Here is a 15975-nt window from a genome sequence, read left to right on the forward strand (position 1 = left end):
CTCGGTTGGATCCTGTGCGCCCAAGCCGCGGCGCGGCCGGCGGCCATTCTGCCCTAATCAGGCCGCTTGCAGAAGCGGCAAGAGCCCGCCTTCGCGGTCGAGCTTCGACAGATCGTCGTAACCGCCGACGTGCGTGTCGCCGATATAGATCTGCGGCACCGTACGACGGCCCGTGCGCGACATCATTTCGTCACGGCGGGCCGGCTCGCGGTCGATCAGCACCTTTTCGATCTGCTCGACGCCGCGCAGCTTCAGCAGGCGCTCGGCCTGGATGCAATACGGACACACCTGCGTGCTGTACATCAAAACCTTGTTCACTTCGCCACTCCTTGTTTGACGACCGGCATCCCGGCCTGCTGCCAGGCGGCAACGCCGCCCTCGAGCACGTGCACTTCGGCGTAGCCCGCCGCCTCGACCTCGCGCGCCGCCTTCTGCGACTGCTGGCCGTTCTGGCACACGAGCAGCACCGGGGTGCTCTTGTTCTTCGCGACTTGCGCAATTTTCGCGCCGATCTCGCCGGCGGCGACCTGGCGTGCCGACGGCAGGTGGCCGGCGGCGAAGTCGGCAGCCGCACGCACGTCGATCACGATTGCGTTGCGGCGATTGATGAGCTGCGTCGCCTCCGCGGCCGACAGGCCGCCGCGGCCGCGGCGCAGCGCGGGCCATGCGAGCAGGCCGCCGGAAACCACCAGGATCGCGATAAGGGCCAGGTTGGTGTAATTGGTAAAGAACGTCACGGAATTCCGCCGGAAAAAGAGAAATCGGATGAGGACAATCCCGCCATTATAAAATAACCGTCTTGCGCGATGGCGGGCCCGGTCCGGGTGCCGCGCGACGCGCCCCGCTTCCCTATCACTACCGACCGCAAGATCCATGTACAAACTCGTTCTCATCCGCCACGGCGAATCGACGTGGAACAAGGAAAACCGCTTCACCGGCTGGGTCGACGTCGACCTGACCGAACAGGGTCGCAACGAAGCCTACCAGGCCGGCGAACTGCTCAAGGAGGCCGGCTACACGTTCGACATCGCGTACACGTCGGTACTCAAGCGCGCGATCCGCACGCTGTGGCACGTGCAGGACAAGATGGACCTGATGTACCTGCCGGTCGTCCATTCGTGGCGCCTGAACGAGCGCCACTACGGCGCGCTGTCGGGCCTGAACAAGGCGGAAACGGCCGCCAAGTTCGGCGACGACCAGGTGCTCGTGTGGCGCCGCAGCTACGACACGCCGCCGCCGGCGCTCGAGCCGACCGACGAACGCGCGCCGTTCAACGATCCGCGTTACGCGAAGGTGCCGCGTGAGCAGCTGCCGCTCACCGAGTGCCTGAAGGACACGGTCGCGCGCGTGCTGCCGCTGTGGAACGAATCGATCGCGCCGGCCGTCCGCGCGGGCAAGCAGGTGCTGATCGCCGCGCACGGCAACTCGCTGCGCGCGCTGATCAAGTACCTCGACGGCATCTCGGACAGCGACATCGTCGGCCTGAACATCCCGAACGGCGTGCCGCTCGTGTATGAACTCGACGAGAATCTGAAGCCGATCACGCACTACTACCTGGGCGACCAGGACGCGATCGCGAAGGCGCAGGCCGCCGTCGCGAAGCAGGGCAAGGCGGGCTGACGCCCGTCCCGCCGGGCCGGCCGCGTCGCACGCGGGCAGCCCGGCCGGCCCCCGCGCGCGGCGCGAACCTTCGCGGCCCCGGCGCTGTCGAACCCGCTTTCGAATCCGCCGCGCGTCCGGCGGCCCCACGCGGCACGTGGCCTCGGGGCCCGAGGGCCAAGGCCCGAAGGACCATTTAGCACCGTTCCACTGGGTAATCGGACGAACAGTTATACTTGTCCGCTACATCCCCGCTACCGCCACGCGCTTCCCGACCGCACCAGACTCTCTATGCGAATGAAATTGAAGAACATCGGCCTGATTGCCGCGGGCCTCGCCACGGGCGTATTCGCCACGCTGCAAATTTCGGCGTCGGCCGAGCAGACGGCCACGGCGCCGCTTCCCCTCGACCAGCTCCGCCTGTTCGCGGAAGTGTTCGGCCAGATCAAGCGCGAGTACGTCGAGCCGGTCGACGACAAGAAGCTGCTGACGGCGGCGATCAAGGGCATGGTGTCGAGCCTCGACCCGCACTCGTCGTTCCTCGACAAGACCGACTACGACGAGCTGCAGGAGCAGACCAAGGGCCGCTTCGCGGGCCTCGGCATCGAGATCTCGCAGGAAGACGGCCTGGTCAAGGTGATCTCGCCGATCGAAGATACCCCCGCGTTCCGCGCCGGCATCCGTCCGGGCGACCTGATCACGCGCATCAACGACAAGCCGGTGCGCGGCATGACGCTCGACAAGGCCGTCAAGCAGATGCGCGGCGAGCCGGGCACCAAGGTCACGCTGACGATCTTCCGCAAGAGCGACGACCGCACGTTCCCGATCACCGTCACGCGCGCGATCATCAAGGTCCAGAGCGTGAAGATGAAGATCCTCGACCCGGGCTACGCATACATCCGGATCACGAGCTTCCAGGAGCGCACGACGCCCGATCTCGCCGCGAGGCTGCAGGACATCGCACGCCAGCAGCCGGGCCTGAAGGGCCTGATCGTCGACCTGCGCAACAACGGCGGCGGCCTGCTGCAGAGCGCGGTCGGCGTCGCCGGCGCGTTCCTGCCGCCCGACTCCGTCGTCGTGTCGACCAACGGCCAGATCCCCGATTCGAAGCAGGTCTACCGCGACACCTACGACAACTACCGCCTGCCGTCCTTCGATGGCGATCCGCTGAAGAGCCTGCCGCCGGTCTTCAAGACCGTGCCGATGATCGTGCTGACGAACGCGTACTCGGCGTCCGCGTCGGAAATCGTCGCCGGCGCGCTGCAGGATTCGAAGCGCGCGCTGATCATGGGCAAGACGACGTTCGGCAAGGGTTCGGTGCAGACGGTGCGTCCGATGACGGCCGACACCGCGCTGCGCCTGACGACCGCCTACTACTACACGCCGAGCGGCCGTTCGATCCAGAACAAGGGCATCACGCCCGACGTGCCGGTCGATCAGTATTCGGACGGCGATCCGGACGACGTGCTCGTGACGCGTGAGGTCGACTACACGAACCACCTCGCGAACACGCAGGATCCGAACGAGAAGAAGGAACAGGAAGAGCGCGAGCAGCGCCGGCTGGATCAGCTGCGCGTGCTCGAAGAGCAGAACGACAAGAAGACGCCGGAGCAACGCCAGAAGGACCGCGATCGCAAGCCGATCGAGTTCGGCAGCGCCGACGACTTCATGATGCAGCAGGCGCTCAACAAGCTCGAAGGCAAGCCGGTGCAGGAATCGAAGTCGCCGGTCGCCGAGAGCACGGCGAAGAGCCCGGCAGCCAAGGCCGCGACCGCCGCGAAGGCGTCGGGCGCGAAGCCCGCCGCACCGAAGCCGGCGTCCGCACCGCAGTAAGCGCCGGCCGGCATCCGACGGGCCATCGCGGGAAGACCGCGATGGCCCGTTTTTCATGTGCGCCTAGAATACGCAGACAGACGCGACAGGCGTCCGCGCCGCCGCCGGCGGTATGCGTCGCCCGACTTCCCCATGAACGACGATCAACTCCTCCGCTATTCCCGCCACATCCTCGTCGATGAAATCGGCATCGACGCGCAGCAGCGCTTCCTCGACGCGCATGCGATCGTCGTCGGCGCCGGCGGCCTCGGCTCGCCGGCCGCGATGTACCTCGCGGCGTCCGGCGTCGGCACGATCACGCTGGTCGACGCCGACACGGTCGACCTCACGAACCTGCAGCGCCAGATCCTGCACGTGACGGCCTCGGTCGGCCGCAGCAAGGTCGAATCGGGGCGCGACACGCTCGCGCAGCTGAACCCGGAAGTGACGGTCCATGCGGTCGCGGCACGCGTCGACGACGCGTGGCTCGACGAACACGTGCCGCAGGCCACCGTCGTGCTCGACTGCACCGACAACTTCGCGACGCGCCATGCGATCAACCGTGCGTGCGTCGCGCACGGCGTGCCGCTCGTGTCGGGCGCCGCGCTGCGCTTCGACGGCCAGATCAGCACGTTCGACTTCCGCGACCCGGCCGCGCCCTGCTACGCATGCGTGTTCCCGGAAGACCAGCCGTTCGAGGAAGTCGCGTGCGCGACGATGGGCGTGTTCGCGCCGACCGTCGGGATCATCGGCGCGATGCAGGCCGCCGAAGCGCTGCGCGTGATCGGCGCGATCGGCACGACGCTCAACGGCCGGCTGATGATGCTCGATTCGCTGCGGATGGAATGGACGACGATGAAGATCGCGCGCCAGGCCGACTGCCCCGTGTGCCAGGGCCGGCACTGACGCGCGCCGGATGCATGCGCCGAGCGGCGCACGCGTGACGTTTCGCTACGTTCTACGGCCGCGCGGTGCGGCCCGCGCCGCCTAGGCCGCTGCGTCCGCGCGCGGTTCCGCGACCGACAGGCGCTTGAGCGCCGCCTGTACTTCCTCCGGCTCGAACGCGGCCAGCACGTCGGCCGTCGGCTTCTCGAGCGACTTCAGGTGCGCACGCAGGATCTCCTGCTTCACGACCAGCAACTGGCTCGGGTGCATCGAGAACTCGGTGAGCCCCATCCCGAGCAACAGGCGCGTGAGCGCCGGATCGCCCGCCATTTCCCCGCACACCGACACCGACACGCCCGCGCGCTTCGCTTCGCGCAGCGTGTAGGAGATCAGATGCAGCACCGCCGGATGCAGCGGGTCGTACAGGTGCGCGACCGCGTTGTCCGCACGGTCGATCGCGAGCGTGTACTGGATCAGGTCGTTCGTGCCGATCGACAGGAAATCCACCCGTTTCAGAAACAGCGGCAGCGCGATCGCCGCGGCCGGGATCTCGATCATCGCGCCGACGCGCACGTTCGGGTCGTATGCGAGCCCCGCGTCGTCGAGCTGGCGCTTCGCCTCGCGGATCAGGTCGAGCGTCTGGTCGATCTCCTGCGCATGCGCGAGCATCGGGATCAGGATCTTCACCTGCCCGAACGCGGACGCGCGCAGGATCGCGCGCAGCTGCGTGAGGAACATCTGCGGCTCGGACAGGCTCCAGCGGATCGCGCGCAGGCCGAGCGCCGGGTTCGGCGCCGTCTCGTAGCCTTCGTCGAGCGCCTCGAGCGGCTTGTCCGCGCCGACGTCGATCGTGCGGATCGTCACCGGCATGCCCTTCATCAACTCGACCGCGCGCTTGTACGCGGCGAACTGCTCCTCCTCCTCCGGCATCTCCTTCTGATGCATGAACAGGAACTCGGAGCGGAACAGCCCGACGCCGACCGCGCCGGCCTCGACGGCCGCCTTCGCGTCGTCGGGCAGCTCGATGTTCGCGTACAGGTCGATCTTCGTGCCGCACATGGTTTGCGTCGGCGAGAATTTCAGGCGCTGCAGCTTGCGTTGCTCGAGCAGCTTCTCGGACTGGCGGTACGAGTATTCCTCGAGGACGATCGGCGCCGGATCGACGATCACGATCCCCTGGTCGCCGTCGACGATGATCAGGTCGTCCTGGCGGATCAGCGAACTCGCATGCTGCACGCCAACCGCGGCCGGGATGCCGAGGCTGCGCGCGACGATCGCCGTGTGTGACGTGCGGCCGCCGAGATCGGTGACGAATGCCTGGAACGACTGCGACTTGAACTGCATCATGTCGGCCGGCGCGATGTCGTGCGCGACGACGATCATCTCGTTCTGGCCGTGCGCGGCCGCGCGATCGAGCGCCTGCGACGCGGACGGCGCGCCGGCAAGCGCCTTCAGCACGCGCTCGACCACCTGCTCGATATCCGCCTTGCGCTCGCGCAGGTATTCGTCCTCGATGTCGTCGAAGTGGCGCGTGAGCAGCTCGAGCTGCTCGGTCAGCGCCCATTCGACGTTGTAGCGCCGCGTGCGGATCAGGTCGATGGTTTCCTGGACGAGCATCTCGTCGCCGAGGATCATCGCGTGGACGTCGATGAACGCGCCCACTTCGCTCGGGGTGTCCTCGGTCAGGTCGGCGCGCAGCGCCTCGAGTTCGCGATGAACGACCTCGCGCGCCGTGTCGAAACGCTCGACCTCGGCATCGATCTGCGTCGCCTCGACCAGGTAATGGGCGACGTCGAGCGCGGCCGGCGCGATCAGATACGCCCGCCCGATCGCGATACCACGTGAGACGGGAATGCCATGCAGCGTGAAGGACACGCGCACCTCCTCTGTACAAGTAAAGCCGCGGCACACTGCTGCGATGCGCTTATGACCCCGGTTAGCGATTATAAATTCCGCGCGTCCGTGCTGGCTGCATGCAGCGCAGCATTGCACGTTTCGCATCAATGCTACGAACGAAAAAAATGCCGCGAAAGACGCGGCATTCTGCTTCGAAACGGCAATGATCGGGAGCGGGAATCACTGGCCTTCGCCGAACTTGTCCGCGATCAGTTTCAGCAGCGCGTCCATCGCCTCTTTCTCGTCGGGACCCTCGGTCTCGATCGTCACGGTGCTGCCGATGCCCGCCGCGAGCATCATCACGCCCATGATGCTCTTCGCGTTGATCTTGCGCCCGTTGCGCGTCATCCAGACTTCCGACTGGAAGTTGCCGGCCAGTTGCGTAAGCTTGGCCGATGCGCGCGCATGCAGCCCCAATTTGTTGACGATGGTGGTTTCTTGTTGAAGCATGATTCTCGGTCGGGTCGGTCACGGCCGCCGGCGACGGGCGTCGGCGGGTCGATCTAAAACGGAAAACGGGACGTCAGGGCGATTCGGTGCGCGGTTGCGGTTCGGGCGGAATCGGTGCGCACTGGCCGCAGCCGGTTTCGGACGGCGGCGGCGGCGTGCCGGCCGACACCTCGTGAACGCCCTTCGCGCCGCCGGACAGCGCCTTGTCGACGAGTTTGTCGAGCGGCACGGTGCGGTAGCAGACGGCACGCACCAGCATCGGCAGGTTCACGCCCGCGAGCACCCGCACGTTGTCGATCTTCGCGAGCTGGCCCGCGATGTTCGCGGGCGTCGCGCCGTACATGTCGGTCAGCACGACGATGCCGTTTTCTTCCTTGAGCCGCGCGAGCTCCGCATGCGCGAACGCCATCACCTGGGTGGGGTCGCTGTCCGCCGTCACGTCGATGCAGCCGATGCGCGCGGGCACGCCGCCGTAGATGTGCGCGATGCAGTCCCGCAGCGCGGTGGCGAGCGGGGCATGCGCGATGATCAGGATCCCGGCCATGTCAGACCGCTCCCGGCCGCCCCTGGCGGGCCGATACCCCGCGAAGGGGCAATGAGCGTGGCGAGTGAGGGAAACGTTTCATGTTCAGCCTTGCAACAGTGTCGGCCCGACCGCCGGGCCTTCGGTGCGCCAATCACGGCACCGGGCAAGCGGGCATTGTAGCAGGCCGGTCGAACGGCTCCGGCGACGGGGGGCCTGCGCCGCCGCCGCCGGGGTTGCGCGGAAAAGGGGCTACGCGGCCGCCCGCTCCAGCGCGTCGATGAACATCGCGGCGACGTCGAAACCCGTCTGCTCCATGATTTCGCGGAAGCACGTCGGGCTCGTCACGTTCACCTCGGTCAGCCAGTCGCCGATCGCATCGAGCCCGACCAGCAGCAGCCCGCGCGCGGCGAGCACCGGCCCGAGCGTCTCGGCGATCTCGCGGTCGCGCGGCGTCAGCGGCTGCGCGACGCCGAGCCCGCCCGCGGCGAGATTGCCGCGCACCTCGCTGCCCTGCGGAATCCGCGCGAGCGAATACGGCACCGGCTCGCCGCCGATCAGCAGGATGCGCTTGTCGCCGGCCTTGATCTCGGGAATGAACTTCTGGATCATCAGCGAGCGCGTGCCGTCGTGGCCGAGCATCTCGATGATCGCGCCGAGATTCATCCCGTCGGCCTTCACGCGGAACACGCCCATCCCGCCCATCCCGTCGAGCGGCTTCACGATCACGTCGCCATGCTCGGCGTGGAATGCACGCAAGCGCGCCGCGTCGCGCGTCACGAGCGTCGGTGCGACGAACTGCGGAAACTCGCCGATCGCCAGCTTCTCCGAGTGATCGCGGATCGACTGAGGCTTGTTGAACACGCGTGCGCCTGCGCGTTCCGCAAGCTCCAGCATCCAGGTGGCCGTCACGTACTCCATGTCGAACGGCGGATCCTTGCGCATCAGCACCGCGCCGAACGACGTCAGCTGACGCGACTCGTGGGCAGCCGCCTCATACCACGGGCGGCGATGCAGGTCGGCCGTGTCGCCGACGATCGTCACGCGCTGCACGTCCGCCTCGACGCCCGAGCCCGTCCACGCGAGCTGGTGCGGCTCGCATGCGTACACCACATGCCCGCGCCGCGCGGCCTCCGCCATCATCGCGTAGGTCGAATCCTTGTAGATCTTGAAGCGCTCGAGCGGGTCGGCGATAAAGAGAATGTCCATGCGGGTCCTGTACGTAGCGAAGCCGTTACACCTGGATGGCTTCGGGATCGGTCTTTTCCAGTTCGATCGACGACGCGATCAGCGACAGGCGCGCGACGACGCCGTACATGTAGAACCGGTTCGGCGGCGCGGCACCGGGCTTAGCTCCTGCATCCGGCAGCGCGGTGTGCTCGAAGCCGAGCGGCACGTAATGCATGCCGGGCGCGTTCAGGTTCTGGTCGCGTTCGCGGCCGCCGTGCGTGCGGTAGAAACCGCCGACCACGTAGCGGTCGATCATATAGACGACCGGCTCCGCGACTTCGTCGCCGACGCGCTCGAACGTATAGACGCCTTCCTGCACGATCACGTCGCGCACCGCTAGGCCGGCCTTCGACTCGGCCATCTGCACGCGCTCGGCCTTCGACATGCGGCCGATCTCGGCCGCGTCGTGCACGGTCATCACGCCGCGCCCGGCGGTGCCCGCGTCGGCCTTCACGACGACGTACGGCTTTTCGCTGATGCCGTATTCGCGGTACTTGCGCGCGATCTTCTTCAGCACGCCGTCGATCGCGTCGGCGAGCGCCTGCTCGCCTTCATGCGCCTGCCAGTCGACGCCTTCGACGTGCGCGAAATACGGATTCACCATCCACGGATCGACGCCGACCATCTTCGCGAACTTCTTCGCGACGTCGTCGTAGCACGCGAAGTGCGTCGACTTGCGGCGCACGGCCCAGCCCGCGTGCAGCGGCGGCAGCAGGTACTGCTCGTGCAGGTTTTCCAGCACGGCCGGAATCCCGGCCGACAGGTCGTTGTTCAGCAGGATCGAGCACGGATCGAAATTCTTCAGGCCGAGGCGGCGCTGCGAACGCTCGAGCGGCTCGAGCACGATCTTCTGGCCGTCGGCCAGCGTGATCGGCGTCATGTCGGTGATGCTCGGATCGAGCGAGCCGAAGCGCACGTTCAGGCCGGCCTGGCGCATGATCGTCGCGAGCCGCGCGACGTTTTCCAGATAGAACGCGTTGCGGGTCGGCAACTCGGGAATCACGAGCAGGTTCTTTGCGTCGGGGCAGATCTTCTCGATCGCGGCCATCGCGGCCTGGACGGCGAGCGGCAGCACTTCGGACGGCAGATTATTGAACGCGCCGGGGAACAGGTTCGCGTCGACGGGCGCCAGCTTGAAGCCGGCGTTGCGCAGGTCCACCGAACAATAAAACGGCGGGGTGTGTTCCTGCCATTCGAGCCTGAACCAGCGTTCGATCGCAGGCGTCGCGTCGAGGATCTTCTGCTCGAGTTCGAGCAGCGGACCGTTCAACGCGGTAACGAGGTGGGGAACCATGAATCACTCGCGAGCGGGAGAATGAAGATTGTAGAGCAATTGCCCTGCCCATTTGGGGATTGTTCCCGGCTTCGCAAGGATATGGAGGAAGTTTTCGGCTATTGACCCGATAGTGTGAAGGGTTATCCGCTACGGCAGCAGGAGGCAGGAGAAAAAAAGCCCGCCGGGTAGGCGGGCCGAAGTCGCTGCGCTCATTCGAGGCGGGCGCCGTCGTCGCGGCGGCCCCCGTTCATCCTTACGACTTATTCGACGTGCTCGCCGTGCAGCACCACGTCGAGACCTTCGCGTTCTTCCTCTTCGGTCACGCGCAGGCCGATCGTCAGGTCGATCAGCTTCAGCAGCACGAAGCTCAGGATGCCGCTGTACAGGAGCGTGATCAGCACGCCCTTCGCCTGCAGCAGCAGGCTGCCGTCGGCGCCGCCGATATCCTTGATCGCGAACACGCCCGTCAGCAGCGCGCCCAGAATCCCGCCGATGCCGTGCACGCCGAACGCGTCCAGCGAATCGTCGTAGCCGAGCTTCGACTTGAGCCACGTGGCCGACCAGAAGCACACCACGCCGGCGGCGATGCCGATCACGAGTGCACCCGTCACGCCGACGAAGCCGGCGGCCGGCGTGATCGCAACCAGACCCGCGACCGCGCCCGACACGATGCCGAGCACCGACGGCTTGCCCTTCGCCACCCACTCCGCGAACATCCAGCCGAGCGCCGCGCACGCCGTCGCGACTTGCGTCGTCAGCATCGCGAAACCGGCACGGCCGTCGGCCGCGACCGCGGAACCCGCGTTGAAGCCGAACCAGCCGACCCACAGCATCGAGCCGCCGATCATCGTCAGCACGAGGTTGTGCGGTGCCATCGACTCACGGCCGAAGCCGACGCGCTTGCCGAGCATCAGGCACGACACGAGGCCCGCGATACCGGCGTTGATGTGCACCACCGTGCCGCCCGCGAAGTCGAGCACGCCGTCGGCCGACAGCCAGCCGGTCGGCTCCCACACCATGTGCGCGATCGGCACATAGACGACCAGCGACCAGAGCGTCATGAACACGAGCATCGCCGAGAACTTCATGCGGTCGGCGAACGCGCCGCAGATCAGTGCCGGCGTGATGATCGCGAACGTCATCTGGTAGACGAAGTAGACCGATTCCGGAATCGTCGTCGCGAGGTGGCTGACGGTCAGCGTGGTCGCCTTGTCGCCCTTCACGTAGCTCATCCCGTGCAGGAACACGCGCGACAGCCCGCCGATGAAGCCGTTGCCCGGCGTGAACGCGAGGCTGTAGCCGACCACCGTCCACAGCACCGTGATCACCGCGGTGATCGCGAAGCTCTGCATCACGGTGGCGAGCACGTTCTTCTTGCGGACCATGCCCGCGTAGAACAGCGCGAGGCCGGGAATCGTCATGAACAGCACGAGCGCGGTGGACGTCAGCATCCACGCGGTGTCGCCGGCGCTGATCTTCGACGAATCGACGGAGAACGGCTCGGTCGGTGCGGCCGGTGCGGATGCGGCGGCGGCAGCCGATGCGGGTGCGGCGGCGGCAGTGGCCGACGCGTCGGTGGCAGCCGGCGCCGAAGCAGCGGGAGCCGAAGCAGCAGGCGCGGCGGCGGCCGACGCATCGGACGCGGTGGCGGCGGGCGCGGACGCAGCCGCGGCAGAAGCCGCGTCGTCGGCGAGCGCGGGGCCGACGCCGGCCGCGATCAGCGAGCCTGCCATCAGCAGGGACATCAGAAGTTTGCGCATCTCAGGTTTCCTCTTGTTGCTTGTCTTTGTCTGTTACAGCGCGTCTGCGCCTGTCTCCCCGGTGCGGATCCGGATCACCTGTTCGATCGGCGTGACGAAGATCTTCCCGTCGCCGATCTTGCCGGTGCGCGCGGCCCGCTCGATCGCCTCGACCGCCTGGTCGACGAGATCGTCGGACACGGCCGCCTCGATCTTCATCTTCGGCAGGAAGTCGACCACGTATTCGGCGCCCCGATACAGCTCGGTGTGCCCCTTCTGACGCCCGAAGCCTTTCACCTCGGTCACCGTGATCCCGGAGACGCCGAGCGCGGAGAGCGCTTCGCGGGTCTCATCGAGCTTGAACGGCTTGATGATTGCGGTAATCAGTTTCATGAAGTCCTCTCGCTGGGTGGTCCCGTCGAATTGGTTGGAATGTTGTAACGGTTCTCTTATCAGCAACTCGCATGCCATGTTTGCGCGAGCGCCGTCTCGAACGGCTCGGAGGCGGGGTCGCATGGCACGCTGAAAGGTGCGAAAGCCCGGCCGAACGGCCAATGTGGGCCGGTTTGCTGGCGCACCGAAAGGATCGTTGCTAGAGTGCACGCAAGTCCCGGTTCGCCGGGCCATTCACCCGTGCGGGCGCCATGCCCGGAATTCGCGCCGTCGGCGCACCATTTCCGGTCATGCGTGCATCACGGGCACGTACGCAACTGAAGATGCACATTTTTTGTGCAAGGAAGGAACTGTCATGAAACAACCCAGCGATGTTTTCAACGACCTGCAGGCGCGCGTCAGCGATCTGCTGAAGAACTCGCCGGCCAAGGATGTCGAGCGCAACGTGAAGGCCATGCTGTCGCAAGGCTTCTCGAAACTCGATCTCGTCACGCGCGAGGAGTTCGACACGCAGGCACAGGTGCTCGCCCGCACCCGCGTGCGTCTCGAGGAACTCGAGAAGCGCGTCGCGGACCTCGAGCAGCGGCTCGCGGCGTCCCAGGCCTGACGCCCCACCCGACCGACAGGTCGGGGCGCGGGCCGCCTCGTGCGGCCCGCGCCTGTCAGCCTGTCGATCTGTAGTCAGCCCGTCGGTCACGCAGTAAGCCGTTTCGTCGCTCTTCGCAGTCTCCCCTCGCTCTTCGCTGTTCCTCGCTCTTCGTTGTTTCCCGCGCCACGCCGGCAAGCGCGCGCCGATTCCTCCGTTTTCCCGCGGCATGCGGCCCCCGAACGGTCGTTGCCCGTCCGATTTCATCTACAGGAGCCTCGCCATGTCGCTCGCCGTGGTGCGCAGTCGCGCGCCGGCGGCCGGCCGCGCGCCGGACGTCACCGTCGAAGTCCATCTCGCCAACGGGTTGCCGTCGTTCTCGATCGTCGGCCTGCCCGATCTCGAAGTCCGCGAAAGCCGCGAGCGCGTACGCGCCGCGCTGCAGAACTGCGGCTTCGAGTTCCCCGTCAGGCGCATCACCGTCAATCTCGCGCCGGCCGACCTGCCGAAGGAGTCGGGCCGCTTCGACCTGCCGATCGCGCTCGGCATCCTCGCCGCGAACGGGCAGATCCCGGCCGACGCGCTCGCCGGCCGCGAGTTCGCGGGCGAGCTGTCGCTGACCGGCGCGCTGCGGCCGATGCGCGGCGCATTCGCGATGGCGTGCGGCGCGGCGCGCGACTGGCGCGCGGGGGACGCCGGAGCGGGCTTCGGTTCCGGTCTTGGTTCCGGCGTCGAGTCCGGTCGCAGGTCCAGCGCCGATTGCGTCGCGATATCCGGCGCGACCGCGCTGTCGCACGCGCCCGAGCTGTACCTGCCGCTCCCCAGCGCGGCCGAGGCCGCGCTCGTGCCGGGCGTCACGGTGTTCGGCGCACCCGACCTGCCTGCGCTGTGCGCGCACCTCGCCGGTGCGCCCGATGGCCGGCTCACGCCGGTTGCGGCGCCATGCCTCGACGGCGTGCCGGCACCAGCCGCGCCCGATCTCGCGGACGTCGTCGGCCAGCGCGGCGCCCGGCGCGCGCTCGAAGTGGCCGCCGCGGGCGGCCACCACATGCTGATGGTCGGCCCGCCCGGCGCCGGCAAGTCGATGCTGGCCGCACGGCTGCCCGGCCTGCTGCCGCCGCTGACGGACGACGAGGCGCTGACGTCGGCCGCGCTGCTTTCCGCGAGCCGCCTCGGCTTCTCGCCCGCGCAGTGGCGCCAGCGGCCGTTCCGCGCGCCGCATCATTCGTCGAGCGCCGCCGCGCTGGTCGGCGGCCGCAATCCGCCGCAACCGGGCGAGATCACGCTCGCGCACCTCGGTGTGCTGTTCCTCGACGAGCTGCCCGAATTCGACCGCCACGTGCTGGAAATGCTGCGCGAGCCGCTGGAAGCCGGCCGCATCACGATCTCGCGCGCGGCGCAGCAGGCCGACTTCCCGGCCGCGTGCCAGCTGATCGCCGCGATGAATCCGTGTCCGTGCGGCTGGCACGGCGATCCGTCCGGGCGCTGCCGCTGCACGCCGGACGTCGCCACGCGCTACCTGCGCAAGCTGTCGGGGCCGCTGCTCGACCGGATCGACATCCAGATCGACCTGCCCGCGCTGTCGCCGGCCGAACTCGCGGCGCGCGCGACGGCGCCCGGCGAGCCGAGCGCGGCAGTCGCCGCGCGGGTCGCGCACGCGCGGGCGCTGCAGCTCCACCGGCAGGGCAAGACGAATCACATGCTGAGCGGCCGCGAAACCGACGACCTGTGCCGGCCGACCGACGACGGCGAGCGGCTGCTGCGGGAGGCCGGCGAGCGCTTCGGCTGGTCGGCGCGCGCGTATTTCCGTGTGCTGAAGGTCGCGCGGACGATCGCCGACCTGGCCGGCGACCCGTTGCCGACAGCCGCGCAGATCGCCGAGGCAATCCGCTACCGGCGCGCGCTCACGGCGCTGTGAATGCCTTCGGAGGACAAAATACGGCTGTCAAGACTTGACTTATGCACAATTTCTCGAATCCGGCCCTTGATCCGCGCTCGCGCGTGCCCTTTTATCGATGAGCGCGTATCCCTTTGTTTTAATTGATTTTTCTCAACGAGCGAACAGGCTGTCAAATCTACCGGAGGGCCGCCCCGCGCGGCTTTGCGGGCGATTCGGTCAACTTTTCAACAAAGTTATCCACATGCGCTGTGGATAGCCGGAAAATCCCCGCAAAATCCGGCGATTAGCGTCGAAAGCTGCGAATGAACTTTCAGTTGTCACCGCGTGTCACAGGGCCCTCGCCGGCTGCGGTCAGTCCAGTTTGAACGAGCCGAAAAACTGATCGAGCTGCTCCTGCGCGAGCGGCCCGTCGGCGATCACGACGGCCTGGTATGCATGCCGGCCGCGTGCCACCAGCCGCGCGATGATCGTCTTGTGCGCATGGTCGCCGCCGCTGGCCGCCCCCGCGACGCGCAGCTCGAGCCCGTTCACCGCGCCGCCGGCCGCGAGCGGTACCGGCACCGATGCCGTCTGCGGCGCGCCTTCGAGATTGCGCGACAGCCCGGCGCGCAGGAATTCGAGCGCGGCGCGGCGCGTGTCGTCGCGATCGTCGGGCAGCTTCAGCGTGCCGACCGCGAATACCGCGCCGTCGACGTGCGCGGCCTGCATCCGCATCGGCATCGACGCGCCGCCAACCGCCACCGGCTGATCCTCGACGGTCGGTTTCGCCGGCAGGTCGATCGTGTAACCGGCGTCGTTGTGCAGCGTACGCCAGTCATAGGACGGCGAGCACCCGGCCAGCGCCGCGCTCACGCATGCGAGCGCGGCGAAGTGTCGCAGCGGACGAAAAAGGGGGCGCAACGAATCGATGACTTCCTTCGGCATGGCAATGATGGGGACAGGCAAAACGCCCATTATGCGTCGAAGCTGACCGCCGGGATGCGTGGCGGCGGCCGGTGCGTGCGCCGCATTCGCGCTAAAATGGGCGCCGAATTTCGACGTCCTTTGCATCGACCCGCGTCATCGTCCGACTCCGAGAGCACCGCAGATGAACACCACGCCTCCCGCCCAGCGCCGCACCGGCCCCGCCCGCTACATCGTCGCGGCCGTTGTCGTCGCGGCCATCGCCATTGCCGGCTTCTTCGCGTTCAATGGCAAGTCCACCGTGCCGGACGCGACGTTCACGCTGCTGTCGGGCCAGAAGGTGTCGACGGCCGGCGACCTGAAGGGCAAGGTCTATCTGGTCAACTTCTGGGCGACGAGCTGCGCGACCTGCATGCAGGAAATGCCGCAGATGGTCGAGACCTATAACCGCTTCAAGGGCCAAGGTCTGGAATTCGTCGCGGTCGCGATGAACTACGATCCGCCGATGTACGTCGCGAACTATGCGCAGACGCGCCAGCTGCCGTTCAAGGTCGCGCTCGACGACGGCAGCGTCGCGAAGCAGTTCGGCAACGTGCAGCTCACGCCGACGACCTTCGTCGTCGACAAGGACGGCAAGATCCTGAAACGCTACGTCGGCGCACCGCAATTCGCGGAACTCGACGCGTTGCTCAAGAAGGCGCTCGACAGCAACGCGGCCTGAGCACACCGCGCGACGCGTCGCGCAACACACTCGCAGGCCCGCGCAGCGCGCCCTGCTCCAGC

General features: G+C 67.3%; 16 protein-coding genes. 6 read left to right on the top strand and 10 right to left on the bottom strand.

Annotated elements, in window-relative coordinates; genetic code table 11:
* Nucleotides 1-57 precede the first annotated feature (57 nt).
* Nucleotides 58-318 carry a glutaredoxin 3 gene (gene grxC, locus C7H84_RS23550; protein WP_121861023.1) on the bottom strand — a complete coding sequence of 87 codons (261 nt, stop codon included), beginning with the start codon at nt 316-318 and terminating at the stop codon, nt 58-60.
* Nucleotides 315-737, bottom strand: coding sequence for a rhodanese-like domain-containing protein (locus C7H84_RS23555; RefSeq protein WP_121861024.1), 423 nt, complete (start codon nt 735-737; stop codon nt 315-317). The genes grxC and C7H84_RS23555 overlap by 4 nt, the downstream gene beginning before the upstream one ends.
* Before the next feature lie 136 nt (nt 738-873).
* Here C7H84_RS23555 and gpmA point away from each other — a divergent pair, with 136 nt between their 5' ends.
* The 3 genes from gpmA (at nt 874) to moeB (ending at nt 4317) form a co-directional block, all read left to right on the top strand.
* A complete protein-coding gene (gene gpmA, locus C7H84_RS23560; protein ID WP_121861025.1) occupies nt 874-1620 on the top strand; it encodes a 2,3-diphosphoglycerate-dependent phosphoglycerate mutase in 747 nt (248 codons plus the stop codon).
* A gap of 270 nt (nt 1621-1890) precedes the next feature.
* Nucleotides 1891-3432 (top strand): S41 family peptidase, encoded by a 1542-nt coding sequence (locus tag C7H84_RS23565; protein ID WP_121861026.1) that lies wholly within the window; start codon nt 1891-1893, stop codon nt 3430-3432.
* A gap of 132 nt (nt 3433-3564) precedes the next feature.
* On the top strand, nt 3565-4317 hold the full coding sequence (gene moeB / locus C7H84_RS23570) for a molybdopterin-synthase adenylyltransferase MoeB (RefSeq protein WP_121861027.1): 753 nt from the start codon (nt 3565-3567) through the stop codon (nt 4315-4317).
* An 81-nt stretch (nt 4318-4398) separates the two neighbouring features.
* Here the strand turns inward: moeB and ptsP are convergent, their stop codons facing one another.
* The 7 genes from ptsP to C7H84_RS23605 form a co-directional block, all read right to left on the bottom strand.
* Nucleotides 4399-6171 (bottom strand): phosphoenolpyruvate--protein phosphotransferase, encoded by a 1773-nt coding sequence (gene ptsP, locus C7H84_RS23575; RefSeq protein ID WP_121861332.1) that lies wholly within the window; start codon nt 6169-6171, stop codon nt 4399-4401.
* A gap of 201 nt (nt 6172-6372) precedes the next feature.
* The gene (locus C7H84_RS23580) at nt 6373-6642 is read right to left on the bottom strand and encodes an HPr family phosphocarrier protein (protein ID WP_121861028.1); all 270 of its coding nucleotides are present in this window, start codon (nt 6640-6642) and stop codon (nt 6373-6375) included.
* A gap of 73 nt (nt 6643-6715) precedes the next feature.
* Complete coding sequence (locus C7H84_RS23585) at nt 6716-7186, bottom strand: PTS fructose transporter subunit IIA (protein ID WP_121861029.1); 471 nt, start codon at nt 7184-7186, stop codon at nt 6716-6718.
* 231 nt (nt 7187-7417) lie between these two features.
* Nucleotides 7418-8374 carry a glutathione synthase gene (gene gshB / locus C7H84_RS23590; RefSeq protein WP_121861030.1) on the bottom strand — a complete coding sequence of 319 codons (957 nt, stop codon included), beginning with the start codon at nt 8372-8374 and terminating at the stop codon, nt 7418-7420.
* 25 nt (nt 8375-8399) lie between these two features.
* A complete protein-coding gene (gshA, locus tag C7H84_RS23595; RefSeq protein WP_121861031.1) occupies nt 8400-9689 on the bottom strand; it encodes a glutamate--cysteine ligase in 1290 nt (429 codons plus the stop codon).
* A 242-nt stretch (nt 9690-9931) separates the two neighbouring features.
* A complete protein-coding gene (locus C7H84_RS23600; protein WP_121861032.1) occupies nt 9932-11431 on the bottom strand; it encodes an ammonium transporter in 1500 nt (499 codons plus the stop codon).
* Between the two features lie 33 nt (nt 11432-11464).
* Nucleotides 11465-11803: a P-II family nitrogen regulator gene (locus C7H84_RS23605; RefSeq protein ID WP_006398175.1), complete on the bottom strand. Its 339-nt coding sequence runs from the start codon at nt 11801-11803 to the stop codon at nt 11465-11467.
* A gap of 355 nt (nt 11804-12158) precedes the next feature.
* Between C7H84_RS23605 and C7H84_RS23610 the strand changes: the two genes are divergently transcribed.
* Both C7H84_RS23610 and C7H84_RS23615 read left to right on the top strand, forming a co-directional pair.
* Entirely contained in the window at nt 12159-12410 is a 252-nt protein-coding gene (locus C7H84_RS23610; protein ID WP_121861033.1) for an accessory factor UbiK family protein, read from the top strand.
* A gap of 262 nt (nt 12411-12672) precedes the next feature.
* The gene (locus C7H84_RS23615) at nt 12673-14307 is read left to right on the top strand and encodes a YifB family Mg chelatase-like AAA ATPase (protein WP_121861034.1); all 1635 of its coding nucleotides are present in this window, start codon (nt 12673-12675) and stop codon (nt 14305-14307) included.
* 333 nt (nt 14308-14640) lie between these two features.
* On the opposite strand, the gene C7H84_RS23620 is transcribed toward C7H84_RS23615, so the two are convergent.
* Nucleotides 14641-15213: a hypothetical protein gene (locus tag C7H84_RS23620; protein WP_121861035.1), complete on the bottom strand. Its 573-nt coding sequence runs from the start codon at nt 15211-15213 to the stop codon at nt 14641-14643.
* A 163-nt stretch (nt 15214-15376) separates the two neighbouring features.
* On the opposite strand from C7H84_RS23620, the gene C7H84_RS23625 reads away from it, so the two are divergent.
* Nucleotides 15377-15913 carry a TlpA disulfide reductase family protein gene (locus C7H84_RS23625; RefSeq protein ID WP_121861036.1) on the top strand — a complete coding sequence of 179 codons (537 nt, stop codon included), beginning with the start codon at nt 15377-15379 and terminating at the stop codon, nt 15911-15913.
* The last annotated feature ends 62 nt before the right edge of the window (nt 15914-15975 follow it).

Origin of the sequence: Burkholderia sp. Nafp2/4-1b, from assembly GCF_003635165.1 — a bacterium.
GTDB lineage: Bacteria > Pseudomonadota > Gammaproteobacteria > Burkholderiales > Burkholderiaceae > Burkholderia.

Coding starts and splice junctions, on each gene's coding strand:
- gshA (WP_121861031.1), bottom strand. CDS start 9,689: ATGGTTCCCCACCTCGTTACCGCGTTGAACGGTCCGCTGCTCGAACTC.
- C7H84_RS23605 (WP_006398175.1), bottom strand. CDS start 11,803: ATGAAACTGATTACCGCAATCATCAAGCCGTTCAAGCTCGATGAGACC.
- C7H84_RS23615 (WP_121861034.1), top strand. CDS start 12,673: ATGTCGCTCGCCGTGGTGCGCAGTCGCGCGCCGGCGGCCGGCCGCGCG.
- C7H84_RS23585 (WP_121861029.1), bottom strand. CDS start 7,186: ATGGCCGGGATCCTGATCATCGCGCATGCCCCGCTCGCCACCGCGCTG.
- gpmA (WP_121861025.1), top strand. CDS start 874: ATGTACAAACTCGTTCTCATCCGCCACGGCGAATCGACGTGGAACAAG.
- C7H84_RS23565 (WP_121861026.1), top strand. CDS start 1,891: ATGCGAATGAAATTGAAGAACATCGGCCTGATTGCCGCGGGCCTCGCC.
- C7H84_RS23610 (WP_121861033.1), top strand. CDS start 12,159: ATGAAACAACCCAGCGATGTTTTCAACGACCTGCAGGCGCGCGTCAGC.
- gshB (WP_121861030.1), bottom strand. CDS start 8,374: ATGGACATTCTCTTTATCGCCGACCCGCTCGAGCGCTTCAAGATCTAC.
- C7H84_RS23600 (WP_121861032.1), bottom strand. CDS start 11,431: ATGCGCAAACTTCTGATGTCCCTGCTGATGGCAGGCTCGCTGATCGCG.
- moeB (WP_121861027.1), top strand. CDS start 3,565: ATGAACGACGATCAACTCCTCCGCTATTCCCGCCACATCCTCGTCGAT.
- C7H84_RS23580 (WP_121861028.1), bottom strand. CDS start 6,642: ATGCTTCAACAAGAAACCACCATCGTCAACAAATTGGGGCTGCATGCG.
- C7H84_RS23620 (WP_121861035.1), bottom strand. CDS start 15,213: ATGCCGAAGGAAGTCATCGATTCGTTGCGCCCCCTTTTTCGTCCGCTG.
- C7H84_RS23625 (WP_121861036.1), top strand. CDS start 15,377: ATGAACACCACGCCTCCCGCCCAGCGCCGCACCGGCCCCGCCCGCTAC.